At 62.6% G+C, this 15262-nt stretch carries 20 protein-coding genes and 1 tRNA gene; 13 read left to right on the top strand and 8 right to left on the bottom strand.

The genetic code is table 11. The features are described 5' to 3' along the window. Window positions 1-209: 209 nt before the first annotated feature. From rpmF to CUV01_RS01155, 3 genes are read left to right on the top strand one after another with little or no spacing between them, the layout of a single operon-like run. Complete coding sequence (rpmF, locus tag CUV01_RS01165) at window positions 210-416, top strand: 50S ribosomal protein L32 (RefSeq protein WP_101458870.1); 207 nt, start codon at window positions 210-212, stop codon at window positions 414-416. A 19-nt stretch (window positions 417-435) separates the two neighbouring features. After that, window positions 436-1563 carry a phosphate acyltransferase PlsX gene (gene plsX / locus CUV01_RS01160; protein WP_101458869.1) on the top strand — a complete coding sequence of 376 codons (1128 nt, stop codon included), beginning with the start codon at window positions 436-438 and terminating at the stop codon, window positions 1561-1563. Next, window positions 1560-2534: a beta-ketoacyl-ACP synthase III gene (locus CUV01_RS01155; RefSeq protein ID WP_101458868.1), complete on the top strand. Its 975-nt coding sequence runs from the start codon at window positions 1560-1562 to the stop codon at window positions 2532-2534. Before plsX ends, CUV01_RS01155 begins: the two co-directional genes overlap by 4 nt. A 40-nt stretch (window positions 2535-2574) precedes the next feature. On the opposite strand, the gene CUV01_RS01150 is transcribed toward CUV01_RS01155, so the two are convergent. Next, complete coding sequence (locus CUV01_RS01150) at window positions 2575-2844, bottom strand: DksA/TraR family C4-type zinc finger protein (protein ID WP_101458867.1); 270 nt, start codon at window positions 2842-2844, stop codon at window positions 2575-2577. Between the two features lie 137 nt (window positions 2845-2981). On the opposite strand from CUV01_RS01150, the gene CUV01_RS01145 reads away from it, so the two are divergent. From CUV01_RS01145 to CUV01_RS01115, 7 genes are all read left to right on the top strand, one after another. Continuing rightward, complete coding sequence (locus CUV01_RS01145) at window positions 2982-3503, top strand: TRAP transporter small permease subunit (RefSeq protein ID WP_232962393.1); 522 nt, start codon at window positions 2982-2984, stop codon at window positions 3501-3503. Continuing rightward, on the top strand, window positions 3493-4824 hold the full coding sequence (locus tag CUV01_RS01140) for a TRAP transporter large permease (RefSeq protein ID WP_198731857.1): 1332 nt from the start codon (window positions 3493-3495) through the stop codon (window positions 4822-4824). Before CUV01_RS01145 ends, CUV01_RS01140 begins: the two co-directional genes overlap by 11 nt. Window positions 4825-4873: 49 nt before the next feature. Continuing rightward, window positions 4874-5959: a TRAP transporter substrate-binding protein DctP gene (gene dctP, locus CUV01_RS01135; protein ID WP_101458865.1), complete on the top strand. Its 1086-nt coding sequence runs from the start codon at window positions 4874-4876 to the stop codon at window positions 5957-5959. A 135-nt stretch (window positions 5960-6094) separates the two neighbouring features. Continuing rightward, on the top strand, window positions 6095-6397 hold the full coding sequence (gene ihfA, locus CUV01_RS01130) for an integration host factor subunit alpha (RefSeq protein WP_101461771.1): 303 nt from the start codon (window positions 6095-6097) through the stop codon (window positions 6395-6397). A 14-nt stretch (window positions 6398-6411) separates the two neighbouring features. Further along, the gene (locus tag CUV01_RS01125) at window positions 6412-7041 is read left to right on the top strand and encodes a MerR family transcriptional regulator (protein ID WP_101458864.1); all 630 of its coding nucleotides are present in this window, start codon (window positions 6412-6414) and stop codon (window positions 7039-7041) included. 83 nt (window positions 7042-7124) lie between these two features. Beyond that, window positions 7125-7202 (top strand) — tRNA-Pro (locus CUV01_RS01120). A 72-nt stretch (window positions 7203-7274) separates the two neighbouring features. Then, on the top strand, window positions 7275-8345 hold the full coding sequence (locus CUV01_RS01115; RefSeq protein ID WP_101458863.1) for a 2'-deoxycytidine 5'-triphosphate deaminase: 1071 nt from the start codon (window positions 7275-7277) through the stop codon (window positions 8343-8345). Here CUV01_RS01115 and CUV01_RS01110 read toward each other — a convergent pair. Further along, window positions 8342-8785 (bottom strand): VOC family protein, encoded by a 444-nt coding sequence (locus tag CUV01_RS01110; RefSeq protein WP_422385858.1) that lies wholly within the window; start codon window positions 8783-8785, stop codon window positions 8342-8344. The two genes, CUV01_RS01115 and CUV01_RS01110, sit on opposite strands and share 4 nt — an antisense overlap. A 183-nt stretch (window positions 8786-8968) precedes the next feature. On the opposite strand from CUV01_RS01110, the gene CUV01_RS01105 reads away from it, so the two are divergent. Further along, complete coding sequence (locus CUV01_RS01105; protein ID WP_101458862.1) at window positions 8969-9562, top strand: HNH endonuclease; 594 nt, start codon at window positions 8969-8971, stop codon at window positions 9560-9562. Window positions 9563-9565: 3 nt separating this feature from the next. Here CUV01_RS01105 and CUV01_RS01100 read toward each other — a convergent pair whose 3' ends face one another. From CUV01_RS01100 to CUV01_RS01085, 4 genes are all read right to left on the bottom strand, one after another. Then, entirely contained in the window at window positions 9566-10024 is a 459-nt protein-coding gene (locus CUV01_RS01100) for a GNAT family N-acetyltransferase (protein WP_101458861.1), read from the bottom strand. Beyond that, window positions 10021-10653, bottom strand: a complete 633-nt coding sequence (locus tag CUV01_RS01095; protein WP_101458860.1) for a DUF1638 domain-containing protein — start codon at window positions 10651-10653, stop codon at window positions 10021-10023. Before CUV01_RS01095 ends, CUV01_RS01100 begins: the two co-directional genes overlap by 4 nt. Beyond that, entirely contained in the window at window positions 10643-10822 is a 180-nt protein-coding gene (locus tag CUV01_RS01090; RefSeq protein ID WP_101458859.1) for a hypothetical protein, read from the bottom strand. Before CUV01_RS01090 ends, CUV01_RS01095 begins: the two co-directional genes overlap by 11 nt. Before the next feature lie 194 nt (window positions 10823-11016). Next, window positions 11017-11721: a corrinoid protein gene (locus tag CUV01_RS01085; RefSeq protein WP_101458858.1), complete on the bottom strand. Its 705-nt coding sequence runs from the start codon at window positions 11719-11721 to the stop codon at window positions 11017-11019. 141 nt (window positions 11722-11862) lie between these two features. On the opposite strand from CUV01_RS01085, the gene CUV01_RS01080 reads away from it, so the two are divergent. Further along, window positions 11863-12942 carry a PA0069 family radical SAM protein gene (locus CUV01_RS01080; RefSeq protein WP_101458857.1) on the top strand — a complete coding sequence of 360 codons (1080 nt, stop codon included), beginning with the start codon at window positions 11863-11865 and terminating at the stop codon, window positions 12940-12942. Window positions 12943-13028: 86 nt separating this feature from the next. Then, the gene (locus CUV01_RS01075) at window positions 13029-13409 is read left to right on the top strand and encodes a DUF3461 family protein (protein ID WP_101458856.1); all 381 of its coding nucleotides are present in this window, start codon (window positions 13029-13031) and stop codon (window positions 13407-13409) included. Window positions 13410-13459: 50 nt separating this feature from the next. Here CUV01_RS01075 and bmt read toward each other — a convergent pair whose 3' ends face one another. Next, entirely contained in the window at window positions 13460-14470 is a 1011-nt protein-coding gene (gene bmt / locus CUV01_RS01070) for a betaine--homocysteine S-methyltransferase (RefSeq protein WP_101461769.1), read from the bottom strand. A gap of 161 nt (window positions 14471-14631) precedes the next feature. Continuing rightward, entirely contained in the window at window positions 14632-15255 is a 624-nt protein-coding gene (gene rplI, locus CUV01_RS01065) for a 50S ribosomal protein L9 (protein WP_101458855.1), read from the bottom strand. Window positions 15256-15262: the final 7 nt, after the last annotated feature.

Genomic DNA, 15262 nt, shown 5'->3' with positions numbered 1-15262 from the left:
GTTTATCCTTGCGTGGCGCAGTTTGATGGCTTACCTCGGCGCTTCATCCCGGACGGCGCCTTTCGCCCGCCGGCCGAGAACCCGCATCGTGGGGAATGGCCTTGCAGGCCCGGCCGTGATGGCGTATTGGCGCGGCTCGTCCACGAATTCAGGCTTGTACCGGTGTCGCGTCCGTCGCGCCCGGCCAGATATAGAACCGAGGTTGTGACATGGCTGTCCCTCAGAATCGCGTAACCCGCTCCAAGCGCAACATGCGTCGTGCCCACGACGCGCTGGTCGCGGGAAACCCGAACGAATGCACCAATTGCGGCGAATTGAAGCGCCCGCATCACGTGTGCCCGTCCTGCGGCAATTACGCCGACCGTGAAGTGGTCGCTGTTGCCAATGAAATCGACCTGGACGACGACGCGGCATAAGCCGCAACACGTCTGATCCATGGTCAGCAGCAACGCGCAAAGTCCAGCACCACGCGCCCTCGAAAACGGGGGCGACGTGGTGATTTCGATTGACGCAATGGGCGGCGATCGCGGGCCTTCGGCGGTTGTTGCGGGCATCGCGGAAAGCGCCGACAAGAACCCCGAGATCCGGTTCATCGTTCACGGCAATGAGGCAGAGCTGAACAGGCTGATCGCGAAAAAGCGCGGTCTGGCCGAGCGCTGTGATGTCCGTCATGCCGATGGCGTTGTGACCATGGATGACAAGCCCAGCCAGGTCGTGCGCAAGGGCGAGGGCAGTTCGATGTGGTCGGCGGTCGAGTCGGTGCGTCAGGGCGAGGCAACCGTCGCGGTCTCTTGTGGCAATACCGGCGCGCTGATGGCGCTGTCGATGATTCGCCTGCGCAAGCTGCCGGGCGTCAGCCGCCCCGCCATCGCCTGCCTCTGGCCGTCGAAAAGCGCGCAGGGTTTCAACATCATGCTGGATGCCGGGGCCGATATTCGTGCCGAGCCCGGCGATCTGCTGCAATATGCGATGATGGGCGCGTCCTATGCGCGCAACGGTCTGGATATTGATCGCCCGCGTGTGGGCCTGCTGAATGTGGGCACCGAAGAGCACAAGGGCCGCTCTGAGCTGAAAGAGGCGCATGAACTGATTACCCAGGCCGCCGAGGCCGGTGATTTCGATTATCTTGGTTTCGTCGAGGGCGGGGATCTGCCGTCGGACCGGGTCGATGTGATCGTGACGGATGGGTTCACCGGCAATATCGCGCTGAAAACCGGCGAGGGCACGGCCAAGCTGGTGGGCGAACTGCTGCGCGAGGCGTTCCGCAATTCGTTCATGTCGAAATTCGCGGCCGTGCTGGCGATGACCTCGTTGAAGCGGCTGCAAAAGCGCATTGATCCGCGCCGGGTGAATGGCGGTGTGTTCCTTGGGCTGAACGGCACCGTGGTCAAGTCGCATGGCTCTGCCGATGCGACGGGTATCTCGGCGGCGATCAAGCTGGCCTTTCAGCTTGCCAAATCGGGCTTTCAGGAACGGCTGGCCGCGCGCGTGGCGCAAGGCGTCGGCGTTACCGAACAGCATGACGAAGACGGCGCAGAGCCAAAGAATGAGGTGGGCCCATGATCCGTCGCGCGGTGATCCGGGGCACCGGCCATTATCTGCCCGAACGGGTTGTCGAGAACAGCTGGTTCGAAGGCAAGGTCGACACCAACGACGAATGGATCCGCAGCCGCACCGGGATCGAGCGCCGTCATTTTGCCGCCGAAGGGCAGATGACCAGCGATCTGGGCATTCGCGCCGCCCGGGCCGCGCTGGACGATGCCGGCATGAGCGCGGATGATATCGACGCGATCGTGCTGGCCACCTCGACGCCGGACCTGACCTTTCCGGCGGTGGCCACCATGGTGCAGGCGGGGCTGGGCATGACCCGTGGCTTTGCCTTTGACGTGCAGGCGGTCTGTGCCGGTTTCGTCTTTGCGCTGGCCAATGCCGAAGGGCTGATCCGCACCGAGCAGGCCGAACGCGTGCTGGTGATCGGGGCCGAGACATTCAGCCGGATTCTGGATTGGGACGACCGTTCGACCAGCGTGCTGTTCGGCGATGGCGCCGGGGCCGTGGTGCTGGAGGCCGCCGAAGGGCAGGGCACCAGCGATGATCGCGGTATCCTGGCCAGCGACCTGAACAGCGACGGCCAGTATCGCGACCTGCTGTATGTCGATGGCGGCGTCAGCAGCACCGGCACCGCCGGACAATTGAAGATGCAGGGCAATCTGGTCTTTCGCCATGCCGTCGAAAAACTGGCCAAGACCGCCCATACCGCGCTGGACAAGGCCGGGCTGACCGCCGAGCAGGTCGACTGGCTGGTGCCGCATCAGGCCAATGCGCGGATCATCAGCGCCACGGCGCAAAAGATGGGCCTGCCGATGGAAAAGGTTGTCCTGACTGTGTCCGATCACGGCAATACCTCGGCTGCCTCTATCCCGCTGGCCCTGTCGGTCGCGGCCGCCGAGGGGCGGTTCAAGCCCGGCGATGTGATCGTGACCGAGGCCATCGGCGGCGGGCTAAGCTGGGGCAGCGTCGTCCTGCGCTGGTAACAGACGGGCAGCGGTCCGGCCGCTGCCGTTCCATGCCGCTTTATTTCAGCTGCGAATCCTTGCTGCCGCGCCGGTTGATGCCCGCCGTCTTGCGATAGGCCGTGTCGCGCCCTGACTGGCAATCGATGCACAGTTTCACACCGGGCACGGCCTGGCGCCGGGCCTCGGGGATCGGCTCGTCGCATTCCACGCAGAATTCGGCGCTGTCGCCGCCCTGACGCTGCCGCGCACGCATGCGTTCGATTGCCTCGCGGGTCGAAGCTTCGATCTGTTCGTTCACCGCGCCCTCGCGCGCCCATCCACCGGCCATCTTTGCCTCCCGTTACGTCACCTTAGATAGGTATCCACAGTTGTTAACGCAAACGCATGTGGACGCTGTTGACACTAGGGAACCTGACTGAAACATTCTCTGCAACGCGGCAAGAGATCCGCGACAGGGAGGAAATCTTGCCCATTATCCGTCTCATAGACGGCGTGAATGAGGCGGTCGGTCGGGTTGTTTCGGTCGTCGCAATCATTTTTGCCGGCATCATCATCTATGACGTCATCCTGCGCTATGTGTTCGAAGAACCGACGCGTTGGGCCTTTGATGTCACCAAGCAGCTATTCGGCTTTTATTTCATCATGCTGGGCGGATATGCTCTGCGCCATCAGGCGCATGTGAAGGTCGATCTGGTGACCGCGCGTCTCAGCCATAATGCCCGGCGGTGGGTCGAAGCTGCGGGCTATGTCATCTTTTTCTTTCCCTTTACCTATATCTTTGCGCGCGAAAGCTGGAAATTCGCGATGACCTCGTGGAACCAGGGCGAGGTGACCTATGGCGCGGTCTCGCTGCCGGTCTATCCGCTGAAGATGGCGATGTTCGTGGCGGCGGTGCTGCTGCTGGTCCAGGGGATCAGCGAGTTCCTGAAGCTGGTGCTGAACAAGACCGATCACCTCGAACCAATGGAGCCGCTTGATGTCCGGTGAAACGATCGGCCTGATCATGGCCGGAATGCTGGTCGTCGGCCTGTTCATGGGCCATCCGCTGGCATTTGTGCTGGGCGGCACCGCGGTGATGGGCGCGATTATCGCGGGCAAGCCGATGGTGCTGGGCATTGTCATCAACCGCATCTTTGGCGATGTGCTGGACAATTACGTGCTGATCGCGATCCCGCTTTTCGTTCTGATGGCGCGGTTCCTGTCAGATAGCGGCGTCACGGACCGAATGTTCGAGGCGCTCAGGCACCTGATGGCGCGGGTCACCGGGGGGCTGGGCCTTGCGGTGGTGTTCATCTCGATCCTGCTGGCGGCGACAACCGGTATCATCGGTGCGTCGATCACGGTGATGGGCATGATGGCGCTGCGTCCGATGCTGCAATATGGCTATGACAAGCGGCTGGCCAGCGGCCTGATCGCGGCCTCGGGCTGTCTGGGCATCCTGATCCCGCCTTCGATCATGCTGATCCTGATGGCATCCTATGCGCCCGGTCTGTCCGTCGGGCAGCTGTTTGCAGGTGCCATGGTGCCGGGGCTGCTGCTGGGGCTGATGTATGCCGGTTATGTGGCGGTGGTTGCCTGGCTCAAGCCGGAATGGGCGCCGCCGGTGCAAGAGGAAGAACAGATCGAGCGCGGCGCGCTGTGGAAGATGCTGCTGATCGAGGCGGTGCCGCCGCTGGTGCTGATCCTGGGTATTCTGGGTTCGATGCTGGCAGGTGTTGCCACCGCGACCGAGGCCAGTGCCATCGGCGCCGCCCTGGCGCTGCTGATCGTGATCGTGCGCGGCCGCTTCGAATGGCGGACCTTTTATTCGGCGATGCTGGAAACCGGGCGCACCTCGGCGATGATCCTGTTCATCGTGGTGGGTGCCACCGCCTTTACCGGGGTGTTCAACATCACCGGCGGTTTGCGCGCCAGTCAGGATCTGATCCGGGGGCTGGCTGACAACCCGCATACGCTGGTTGCGGTGATGCTGCTGGTCGTCTTTGTGCTGGGCATGTTCCTGGACTGGACCGGCATCGTGCTGCTGTCCTTTCCGATCTTTCTGCCGCTGGTCAGCGAAATGGGCATGGACCCGCTGTGGTTCGTGGTGCTGATGGCAGTGGTGCTGCAGACCAGCTTTCTGTCGCCGCCCTTTGGCTATGCGCTGTTCTATATGCGAGCCATAGCGCCACCCGAGGTCAGTACCGCCGATATTATTCGCGGTGTGCTGCCCTTTATCGCGCTGGTGCTTTTGATGTGTGGATTGATCATGTTCTATCCGCCGCTGGTCAGCTGGCTGCCAACAACCCTTTACGGTCCCGCCCTTTGAGGGTCGGGTGCCGGGAACGAATGAACGATTTCAACAAGGAGGAATAAAGATGAAACATCTTCTGACCGCAGCGGCGCTGGCGACAGCCGCTGCCGCGCCCGCAATGGCCGAAAACTGGACCATGACCAGCACCTGGCCGTCCAGCCTTGAGTTGATCGAGATCGACAAGCATTTCGTCGAACTGGCCAATGCCATGATCGCCGACGAAGAGCTGACCATCGAATTCTTCGAGGGCGGTTCGCTGGTTCCGGCGGGCGAGGTCTTCGGTGCGGTCGAATCGGGCACTGTTCAGGCCGGCGCCGACTGGCCGGGCTATTGGGCCGGTCGTGACAGCGCGTTTTCACCGCTGGCGACGACCTCGGCGCTGTTCAACGCGGTTGATTACATCAACTGGATCCAGGAATGGGGCGGCGCAGAGCTGTATAACGAGGTCTATGGCAAGTTCGGCATGGTCTATCTGCCCTATGGCGTGACCAACAACGAATCGGGCTTCCGCACCGTCGACAAGCCGATCCGCACCACCGAGGACCTGCAAGGCCTGCGCCTGCGCCTGTCGGGCTATGAGCAGGGCAAACTGCTGGAAAAGCTGGGCGGCAACCAGGTCAGCATGGCCGGCGGCGAGATCTATCAGTCGCTGGAACGCGGCGTGATTGACGGGGCCGAGTTCTCGACCCCCAACGTTGACTGGTCGGGCGGCTTCCAGCAGGTCACCAAATACTGGTCAACGCCGGGTTGGCACCAGTCGGCATCGGTGTTCGGTGTGATGATCAACAAGGCAAGCTGGGATGCGCTGACGCCCGAGACGCAGGAAACGCTGAAAGTCGCGGCTTCGGCCAATCTGCTGTGGTCGCTGGCCTTCACCGAAAAGCGCGCGACCGAAGCCTATGCCCAGTTCGAGGAAGCTGGCATCGAGATCACGCGTCTGGACGACGCGACGCTGGAAAACATCCAGACGCTGGCCAATGAGACCATCGAAGAGGCGGCCTGCGAGAACCCGCTTTCGGCCAAGGTCTATGCCAGCATGATCAGCTATCTGCAGGATTACAGCAAATGGCGTGATGCATCGGCGCCCTATAATCTGGGTCGCTCGCCCAATGGTCCCGATCTGGAGAAAATCCAGGGCTGCGCGGGCTGATCGACGGCCTTTCGCAGCGGTATACCGCACAAAAACAATGATAAAGCGCGGGGCGGGGGAACGAATCCCCCGCCCCGCTTGTTGACAGAAGAACCGAAACTGACCAATCTTGAGCACAATCAACAGGGTGCGGGTATGAGTGAAAAGACGCTGACACGGATGGATCTGGCCGAAGCCGTATTCCGCGAGGTCGGCCTTTCAAGGCACGAATCTGCGCAATTGGTGGAAAGTGTGCTGGGGCATATTTCTGATGCGCTGGTCGCCGGACATCAGGTCAAGATCTCGTCCTTTGGCACCTTTAGCGTGCGCGACAAGAACGAGCGCATTGGCCGTAACCCCAAGACCGGGGAAGAGGTGCCGATCACGCCGCGCCGGGTCTTGTCCTTTCGTCCGTCACACCTGATGAAGGATCGCGTGGCGGCGGGAAACAAGGGTTGAGGACCAGATAGCGAATGGCAAAGGGCGCACAGGCATTTCGGTCCATCGGTGAAGTCGCCAAGATGATCGGAGTCGCGCCCCACGTCCTGCGCTATTGGGAAACCCAGTTCAGCCTGCTGAAACCGATGAAGCGCGGCGATGGCCGCCGTTATTACCGGCCCGACGACGTGCGTCTGGCGGCTGGTCTGTGCGAGGTCTTGCGCGATGAAGGCCTGACGATTCGCGGCGCCAAGAAGCTGCTGGCCAAGGATCGCGGCGAGACCGTTCGCCGTCGCGGCGCGATCAAGCTGGGTGAGGCGCTGGAGGACGAGGGTGATCAGCAGGTTGAGGCCGCGCAGGATGAGACGGCGGCAACCGAGCCGCGCGTTCGCACCCGCAAGCGCCCCGCACCCCGCGGATCCGATACCTTGCCGCTGTTTCCCGAGGAGCAGAAACCCGCCGCGGCGGTCGCGCCGGCAGAGGTTGCTGCGCCCAAGCCCGCGCCCGTGCCCTTCTCGCCGGTTGATGCCGCGCAGGCTGGCTGGTTGATGCGGCTGACTGAAACGAATGCCGTGCTGCGCAAGCATCCCGGCGGCGCGCAAATGTCCGATCCGGCGCGTGCAGCGGCACATCGCCTGCTGGACACCATCGCCGATCACTTCTGATCAGCGCCAATGTCGCCCTGCCGTCATTTTTCCGTTCGTCGACCCTTGTGCAGCCCTCTCGGTTCGCTCTATATGGCCGGCGTCGGGCTGTGGCGCAGCCTGGTTAGCGCGTCCGTCTGGGGGACGGAAGGTCGTGAGTTCGAATCTCGCCAGCCCGACCAATTCAGCCAACGCCCACCCCTCGCCGGGTGGGCGTTTGCATATCCAGAGATCGCCTTTTCAGGGGGGATGACATGAACGGTGTTCTGCCAGACGGCGGCTTGCGCGACCTGATCGACAGCGGTGCGATTTCCGCCGAGCCCGCGATCATCCCCGAACAGATCCAGCCTGCCAGCCTTGATCTGCGCCTTGGAACCCGCGCCTATCGGCTGCGCGCCAGCTTTCTGACCGGCAAGGGCAACCGCGTCGTTGACCGGCTGGCCGATTTCCAGATGCACGAGATGGACTTGTCCGGCGGTGCGGTACTTGAACGCGGCTGCGTCTATCTGGTGCCGCTGATGGAACGCCTGCGCCTGCCCAAAGGGCTGACGGCGGTGGCAAATGCCAAATCCTCTACCGGGCGGCTGGACCTGTTGACCCGGCTGGTCACCGATGACGGCACCGAATTCGACCGGCTGCCCGATGGCTATGATGGCCCGCTTTATGCCGAGATCTGCCCGAGATCCTTCAGCGTTCTGGTGCGCCCCGGCATGCGGCTGAACCAGTTGCGCCTGCGCCGGGGGCAGGCGGTCCTGTCCGATGCCGATCTGTCCGCGCTGCATGGCGATCAGCCGCTGGTCACGGGCGGCCCTGCGCTGATCGATCAGGGGCTGGGCTTTTCGGTCGATCTGCAGCCCTCGGATGGTGATCTGGTCGGCTATCGCGCCAAGCCGCATAGCGGCGTGGTCGATCTGGACCGGATCGGGGCTTATGACGCGCGTGAGTTCTGGGACGAATTGCGCACTGATGAGGGCCGGCTGATCCTTGATCCGGGGGCCTTTTATATCTTGGTCAGCCGCGAGGCCGTGGCGATACCAGCCGATTACGCCGCCGAGATGGCCCCCTATCTGGCCATGGTGGGCGAGTTCCGGGTGCATTACGCGGGTTTCTTTGACCCCGGTTTCGGTGTCGGCGATGTCGGACGGGGCGCGCGCGGTGTGCTGGAGGTTCGCTGCCACGAGGCGCCCTTTGTGTTGGAGCACGGGCAGGTGGTGGGCCGTCTGGTCTATGAGCGCATGGCCACGCGGCCGGACCGGCTGTACGGCGCGGGGATCAAGTCGAACTATCAGGGGCAGGGGCTGAAACTGGCCAAGCAGTTCCGCTAGCCCGCCCAGATCGACGGATCGGCCAGTTCGATGGAATTGCCTGCGGGATCGCGGAAGTAGATCGAGCGCGCGCCGTTGGGCCACAGGAAATCGGCCTCGATCGTCACGCCTGCCTTTTCCAGATGCCCGCGCCACTCGTCCAGCCTGTCGGGCGCAACGGCCAGGCAGAAATGCCCCGGCCCGGTCGCGCCATGGGGCGGCACCGGCAGACGGGCATCTGCTGCGGGTGGCTGCTGCGTTACCGCGGCGCGAAAGACCAGCAAGACCTGCGGGCGCGGCGCGTTGCTGACGCGAAAGAAGGCATGGCGTCCTTCGTTGTGCTGGAAACAATCGAGCCCCATCACATCCTGCCAAAAGCCGATGGCCGCATCCAGATCATCAGCATAAAGCGCCGATTCCAGCGTTCCAAGCAAAGGAGGTGTGGCGATTTCATCAGACATGCACCCAGCCTGCCATGGCAGGCTGCGTGCCGCAATCCGTCATGGCGCTGTCACAGCCGGGCGCTATCAGGTGGTGCCAATACATGCAGGGGCTTGTCAGATGCTGGACGCGATATATAGTCGGCGCAATGGATCAGTGCTTTGCCCCAGACCTGGCCCGTTGGGGCGGACGGGAACGTAGCAATGCTTGACGATCACGGCGACTTTCGAACCCATTTCGTGCGCGAGCCTTCGGGCCTTCGCCAGCACCCGGCGCTGGTGCTGAACGCGGATTATCGACCGCTCAGCTATTACCCGCTGTCGCTGTGGCCCTGGCAAGAGGCGATCAAGGCGGTATTTCTGGACCGGGTCAGCATATTGGCCGAATATGACGAGGTCGTCCGAAGTCAGCGGCAGGCCTTTCGGATCCCCTCGGTCGTTGTGCTGAAAGACTATGTAAAACCCAGAAAGCGCGTGGCCTTCACGCGCTTTAATCTTTTCCTGCGGGACGAATTTTCATGTCAGTATTGCGGGTCCAAGGGCGATCTGACCTTTGATCATGTGATCCCCCGGTCGCGTGGCGGGATCACCAGTTGGGAAAACGTGGTTGCGGCCTGTTCGCCCTGCAATCTGAAAAAGGCCAACAAGTCGCTGCGCCATTCCGGGATGCGCCTGCGCCAGACCCCTCGCAGCCCCAGCAGCGAAGAGATGCACGCGGTTGGCCGGCGCTTTCCGCCAAACCACCTGCACGAAAGCTGGATGGATTTCCTTTACTGGGACGCCGAACTGGAAAGCTGACTGTCAGAACAGCCACTTATGCATGCGAAATCGCGTCAGCTTCTGGCCGTCGCGTTCGACATGTTCAGTGCGGTCGGTGACAAAGCCCGTGGCCTTGAACGGACCCTCGGCCATCAGGCTGGCATTGGTCCAAAGCTGGTCAATGCCGGCGTCCCTTGCGGCAAGCTCGATCCGGTCCAGAAGATCGCGAAACAGTCCGTGATGGCGGTTTTCGGGCAGGATAAAGGCCAGGTCGATATTGCCGTCATCGCCCATCGTCATGAAACCGACCAACTGGCCCTGTTCTTCGGCCACGACGACACGCTGCCGCGCAAGACGCCCCGACCAGGCACGGCCCGAATAGGGTTCGGGCAGCCAGGCGCGGCGTTGCTGGGCGCTATAGGGGCTGTCGCCCCGGTGGATCGCATCGAACATGATCTTGCCCAGGGCGTCGCTGTCGCCCGGCTCTGCCCATCGGATCATACGCGGCCCGCCGCTGCCAGAATGCCCGGCAGATCGCCATAGCCGCTTTGGCGCCGCACATAACGCAGGCCAAGCCGTTCGGCGGCCTCCTGAGCCTTGGCGTCCAGTGCCGCGTCTTCGGTCTGGGCCAGATAGATCAGCCGGTCGTAATTGCCGAACATCATTTCGATCAACTCGGGATGGCGGTCGAAACCCATGGCGCGCCAGACGAATGCGTCGAACTGGCGAACCAGAAAATCGGTCAGATAAAAGGCGGTGAATTCATCCTCTTGCCGCGCCTCGAAATCGCTCAGCCCGTCAAAGAAGGCGTAGCAATGCGGGCCGGGGATCATCTGCACGCCAAGCGCCTCGCAGCGCGCCTGCAACAACCCGCCGGTGCCGCAATCGGCGTAGACGACGATGATCTGGTCATAGGCTGCGCGGTTCTTGGCGACGGCCGCCTCGACCGCATCGGGGATCTTTTGCGGATAAAGATGCAGTTCGGCGGGCAGGCAATGCAGGTCCATATGCGCCCAGCCATTGGCATTGCGGATGGCGATGATTTCGCGCGCCAGGGCACCGCAGGCCAGCAGCAGCGTGCGGGGCAGCGCGGTCGGTGCCGCGGTCAGGTGGTTGATGTCAGCCTTCATTGTCGCGCATCGACAGGTGCAGCACAGCCGCCCCCGTCAGCGCGATCAGGGCCAGCGCAGCCAAGGGCACACCCGCCGACAGCGTGGCCCAGATGGTCAACGCGGCCGCCAGAATAACAGCGGCAATCATCAGCAGAAAATGTGGCAGCGGCATGATGTCCTCTTTCATCTTGCCCCTCTAATATGGGGCGCAAAGAGCTGGATGAAAAGGGCAAGTTAGGTTCAGTTTTAGGATTCAGGCTGATCACAAGCCTGTGCGCGATGTTTCGCCCATGGCCCCCGGCGGGCAGTCCGACGTGCTCGGTGCGGGCCGCCGGCGCCAGAGGAGGCAGTTGTGCCAACGCGTGATCACCTTTGACCGGCTCAGCCGCCGGCCAATTGGTTATGCTTGCGCAGGATGAATTCCTTGGCGGTTTCCACCGTGACCGCCGCGTCGCGGCAATAGGCATCGGCACCGATGGCGCGGCCGAACTCTTCGTTCAGCGGTGCGCCACCGACCAGCACGATGTAATCGTCGCGCAGGCCTTTTTCCTTCAGCGCGTCGATGACCACCTTCATGTAGGGCATGGTTGTGGTCAGAAGGGCGGACATGCCGATGATGTCGGCCTCTTCGCGGGCGGCGGCCTCGAGATAGGCGTCGACCGCGTTGTTGATGCCCAGATCGACCACCTCGAAGCCGGCGCCTTCCATCATCATCGAGACCAGATTCTTGCCGATGTCATGGATGTCGCCCTTGACCGTGCCGATCACCATCTTGCCCATGCGCGGCGCACCGGTTTCGGCCAGCAGCGGCTTGAGGATGAACATGCCGCCTTTCATCGCATTGGCGGCCAGCAGCACCTCGGGAACGAACAGGATACCGTCGCGGAAATCGTGGCCGACGATGGTCATGCCGGCGACCAGCGCCTTGGTCAGCACGTCATAGGGCGCCCATCCGCGTTCCAGCAGGATATTGACCGCCTCTTCGATCTCTTCCTTGAGACCGTCATAGAGGTCGTCCATCATCTGTTGGACAAGGTCGTCGTCGCTGAGCTCGGACAGGATGATTTCGTCGTTTTCGTCAGCCATGATGCGGCCTCCAGTTCACTTTATTGCCCTTTGGACGGCTTTTCGTCAGTTGAATAGCCAAATTCCGACATGGCGGCGCATGCGGGCGACGTGGCGACGGATTCTCTGGCAATTGTTCCTGTTATGTTCTATTTTTAGGCCATGCTGCCGACCCGTAACCCTGATGAACGCCTCAAGGCACGCGGTGCCGATACACGGCCCGCGCCGCGGTTTGACCGCCTGTCAGCCGAGCGCGAGGCCGATGGCTGGGACATCCCCGAGGATGACCATCTGCTGCGCACCGAGATCGTGACAGAACAGCCGCGCAGCATCATCACCCGCAATACCAGCCCGGATGTGCCCTTCGATCGGTCGATCAACCCTTATCGGGGCTGCGAGCATGGCTGCATCTATTGCTTTGCGCGGCCCAGTCACGCCTATGTGGGCCTGTCTTCGGGGCTGGATTTCGAGACCAAGATTACTGCCAAGCCCGACGCCGCCCGTCTGCTGGAGCAGGAAATCGGGCGCAAATCCTATAAGGTCGCCCCGATTGCCTTGGGCACCAATACCGACCCCTATCAGCCCGCCGAGGCGAAGTTTGCCATCATGCCGGGCATCCTGCGGGTGCTGCGCGACTGGAACCATCCCGTCACGTTGGTCACACGCGGTCAGACGGTGCTGCGCGATCTGGATCTGTGGGCGGAACTGGCGGCGAAATACATGGCGGCGATCGGCATCTCGCTGACCACGCTGGATGCGGGTCTGGCCCGGCAGATGGAGCCTCGCGCACCCACGCCCGCCACGCGGCTGCGGATGATCCGCGAGTTGTCGCGGGCGGGCATTCCGGTGCGCGTCATGGTGGCGCCGGTTATCCCGGTTCTGACCGAGCCCGAGATCGAATCCATCCTGACGGCGGCGCGCGAGGCTGGCGCCACCACCGCCAGCATGATCCCCGTGCGACTGCCCAATGAGGTGGCGCCGCTGTTTCGCGACTGGCTGGATCGCCATCATCCGGGCAAGGCGGACCATATCATGAACCGCATTCAGGCCATGCGGGGCGGGCGCGACAATGATCCGCGTTTCGGTGCCCGGATGCGCGGGCAGGGGATCGAGGCCGAGTTGATGCGCCAGCGTTTTCACCTTGCTCGCAAGCGCTTGGGCTATTGGGATCGAACCCCGATGCTGGATTGCAGCCGCTTTGGCCCGCCGCCGCGCAAGGGTGATCAGTTATCCTTGTTTTGAAACCGAACTTCGGTCAGAGAGCGTTGATTTGTTTGACCGGTAGCGCTATCGTAAAGGTATGAGGGACGGCCGCGATCCAAGGAGGAATGGCAATGTATCCGACGCTGACCGAGATGGGGATCACCTCCCCCGGTGAAATCAGCTCGTACGAATTGTTCGAGGATATCGGCGAAGAGGATGTGTTGCGCGTCCGCTATCGCCGCAAGCCTGGCTCTTTGTTGCCAGAGATCCGGGTCTATCGTTTCCGTCGCATCGGGGTGCCCGCGGCGCAGACAGGGGATAAGGCGGCCACGGAAATCTCGCCCAAGCTCAGCAAGGCTGTGGTCGAGCTGGATGAACTGCTGGCCGCGCACGGCGAGGTTTCATCGCTGGCAGCCCAGATCAACGATGCCATGACGGCAATTGAGATGGAAATGGCGCGCGTGCGCAGCCTGACGCGGCAGATCCGCGAAACCACCGGCGGTTAGACGGGCAGGGACCGGCCGGCGCAATCCTTTCGAAGATTGCGCCAGACGGATCACCCGCGGCGGCGGTTGCGGCGTTCGCGGGTTGGGCCGGAATCGTCGGTGCCGTCGCTGGTCGAGGAAAAGCCACCCAGTTTCGAGGCGATCAACTCCAGTGTCGGGCGCTCGCCGCGCGGGCGGCTTTCCAGTGCCTCGCGCATGGCGCGCAGGTGCTCGGGCATGGTGCCGCAGCAGCCGCCGATGATGCGGACGCCCAGATCACGCGCCAGAACGGCATATTCGCCCATCAGTTCGGGCGTGCCATCGTAATGGATATGGCCATGCTCAAAGCGCGGGATGCCGGCATTGCCCTTGGCGACGATCGGGCGTTCATTGCCGCTAGCGACAAAGCCCATCACCGTGCGCAACAGGTCCGATGCGCCGACGCCGCAATTGGCACCATAGGCCAGCGGGGGATTGGGCAGCTTTTCGACCATGGCCGACATCGCGGCCGAGGTCAGGCCCATCATTGTGCGTCCGGCGGTGTCAAAGCTCATGGTGCCGACCCAGGGCATGCCGGCCAGATCGCAGGCTTCGGCGGCGGCCCTGTATTCCTCGGGTGCGCTGATGGTTTCCAGCCACAACACGTCGGCGCCGCCCTCTTTCAGGCCCTCGGCCTGTTCGTGGAACATCTCGACCGCGGCATTGTGGGTCAGGCTGCCCATCGGCGCCATGATGTCACCGGTCGGGCCCATGCTGCCGGCAACGACGACCGTGCGGCCAGCGGCATCGGCCAGTTCCCGGCCCAGTTCCGCCCCAACGCGGTTCAATTCGCGTACCCGGTCCTGGGCGCTGTGCAGCTTGAGCCGGCTGGCATTGCCGCCGAAGGTATTGGTCAGAAACAGATCCGAGCCCGCATCGACGGCGCCACGATATAGCGCGCGAATATTGTCGGGCTGATCGACGTTCCACAATTCGGGCGGCTCACCGGCGGAAAGGCCCATATTGAACAGGTTCGTGCCGGTCGCCCCATCGGCCAGCAACCAGTCGCGTTCCGCCATCAACCGTGTCAGCGCATCGCTCATCATGTGTTCCTCTGGCTGTTCCATCTGCTTTTCCATGGCTGGATTGGCAGGTCAAATTCATATCCCGCGACAGATACACGCAGGTCTTGCGTGCCTGAAAGGGAACAGCCGCGCCGGTCGCCCGGCGCGGCTGAAGATTAACGTACCGTAAGCCTGATGGCTTACTGCGCCTGTTCCTCGTCCTCGTCGGCAGTGGCCGCGGGCGCGTCGTCGTCCAGATCGTCCGCAGCAGCACTGCCCAGATCGTCGAACAATTCGGCGATCTCGAACTCGGCTTCTGCATCGGCCTCGGCGGCCAGATCCTGGATCGACTTGCCCTGAGCCTGCAATTCGGCCTCTTCGGGCGACCGCGCGATGTTCAGCGTGATCGTTGCCTCGACCTCGGGGTGCAGCACGACAGCGATGTCATGCAGGCCCAGATCCTTGATCGGGTTGCCCAGGACGACCTGTTTGCGGTCGATCTGATGGCCACCATCTGCGGCGACGGCTTCGACGTCGCGCGGGGTGACCGAACCATAGAGCGCACCAGCGTCGGATGCCGAGCGGATGATCACGAATTTCAGACCGTCCAGTTCGGCTGCCAGCTTTTCAGCTTCGGCGCGGCTTTCGGCGTTGCGCGTTTCCAGATTGGCTTTCTGGGCTTCGAAGGCGTCGATATTCGCCTGGCTCGCACGCAATGCCTTGCCCTGAGGCAAAAGGTAGTTGCGGGCATAGCCCTGCTTTACATTCACGACTTCGCCCATCTGACCCAGCTTGGCCACACGTTCCAGCAGGATGACTTGCATTGGTCTT

Source organism: Paracoccus tegillarcae (genome assembly GCF_002847305.1).
GTDB classification, from domain to species: Bacteria; Pseudomonadota; Alphaproteobacteria; order Rhodobacterales; family Rhodobacteraceae; genus Paracoccus; species Paracoccus tegillarcae.
Note: the sequence above shows the minus strand (reverse complement) of the source record. Positions and strands in the feature narration are given on the sequence as shown.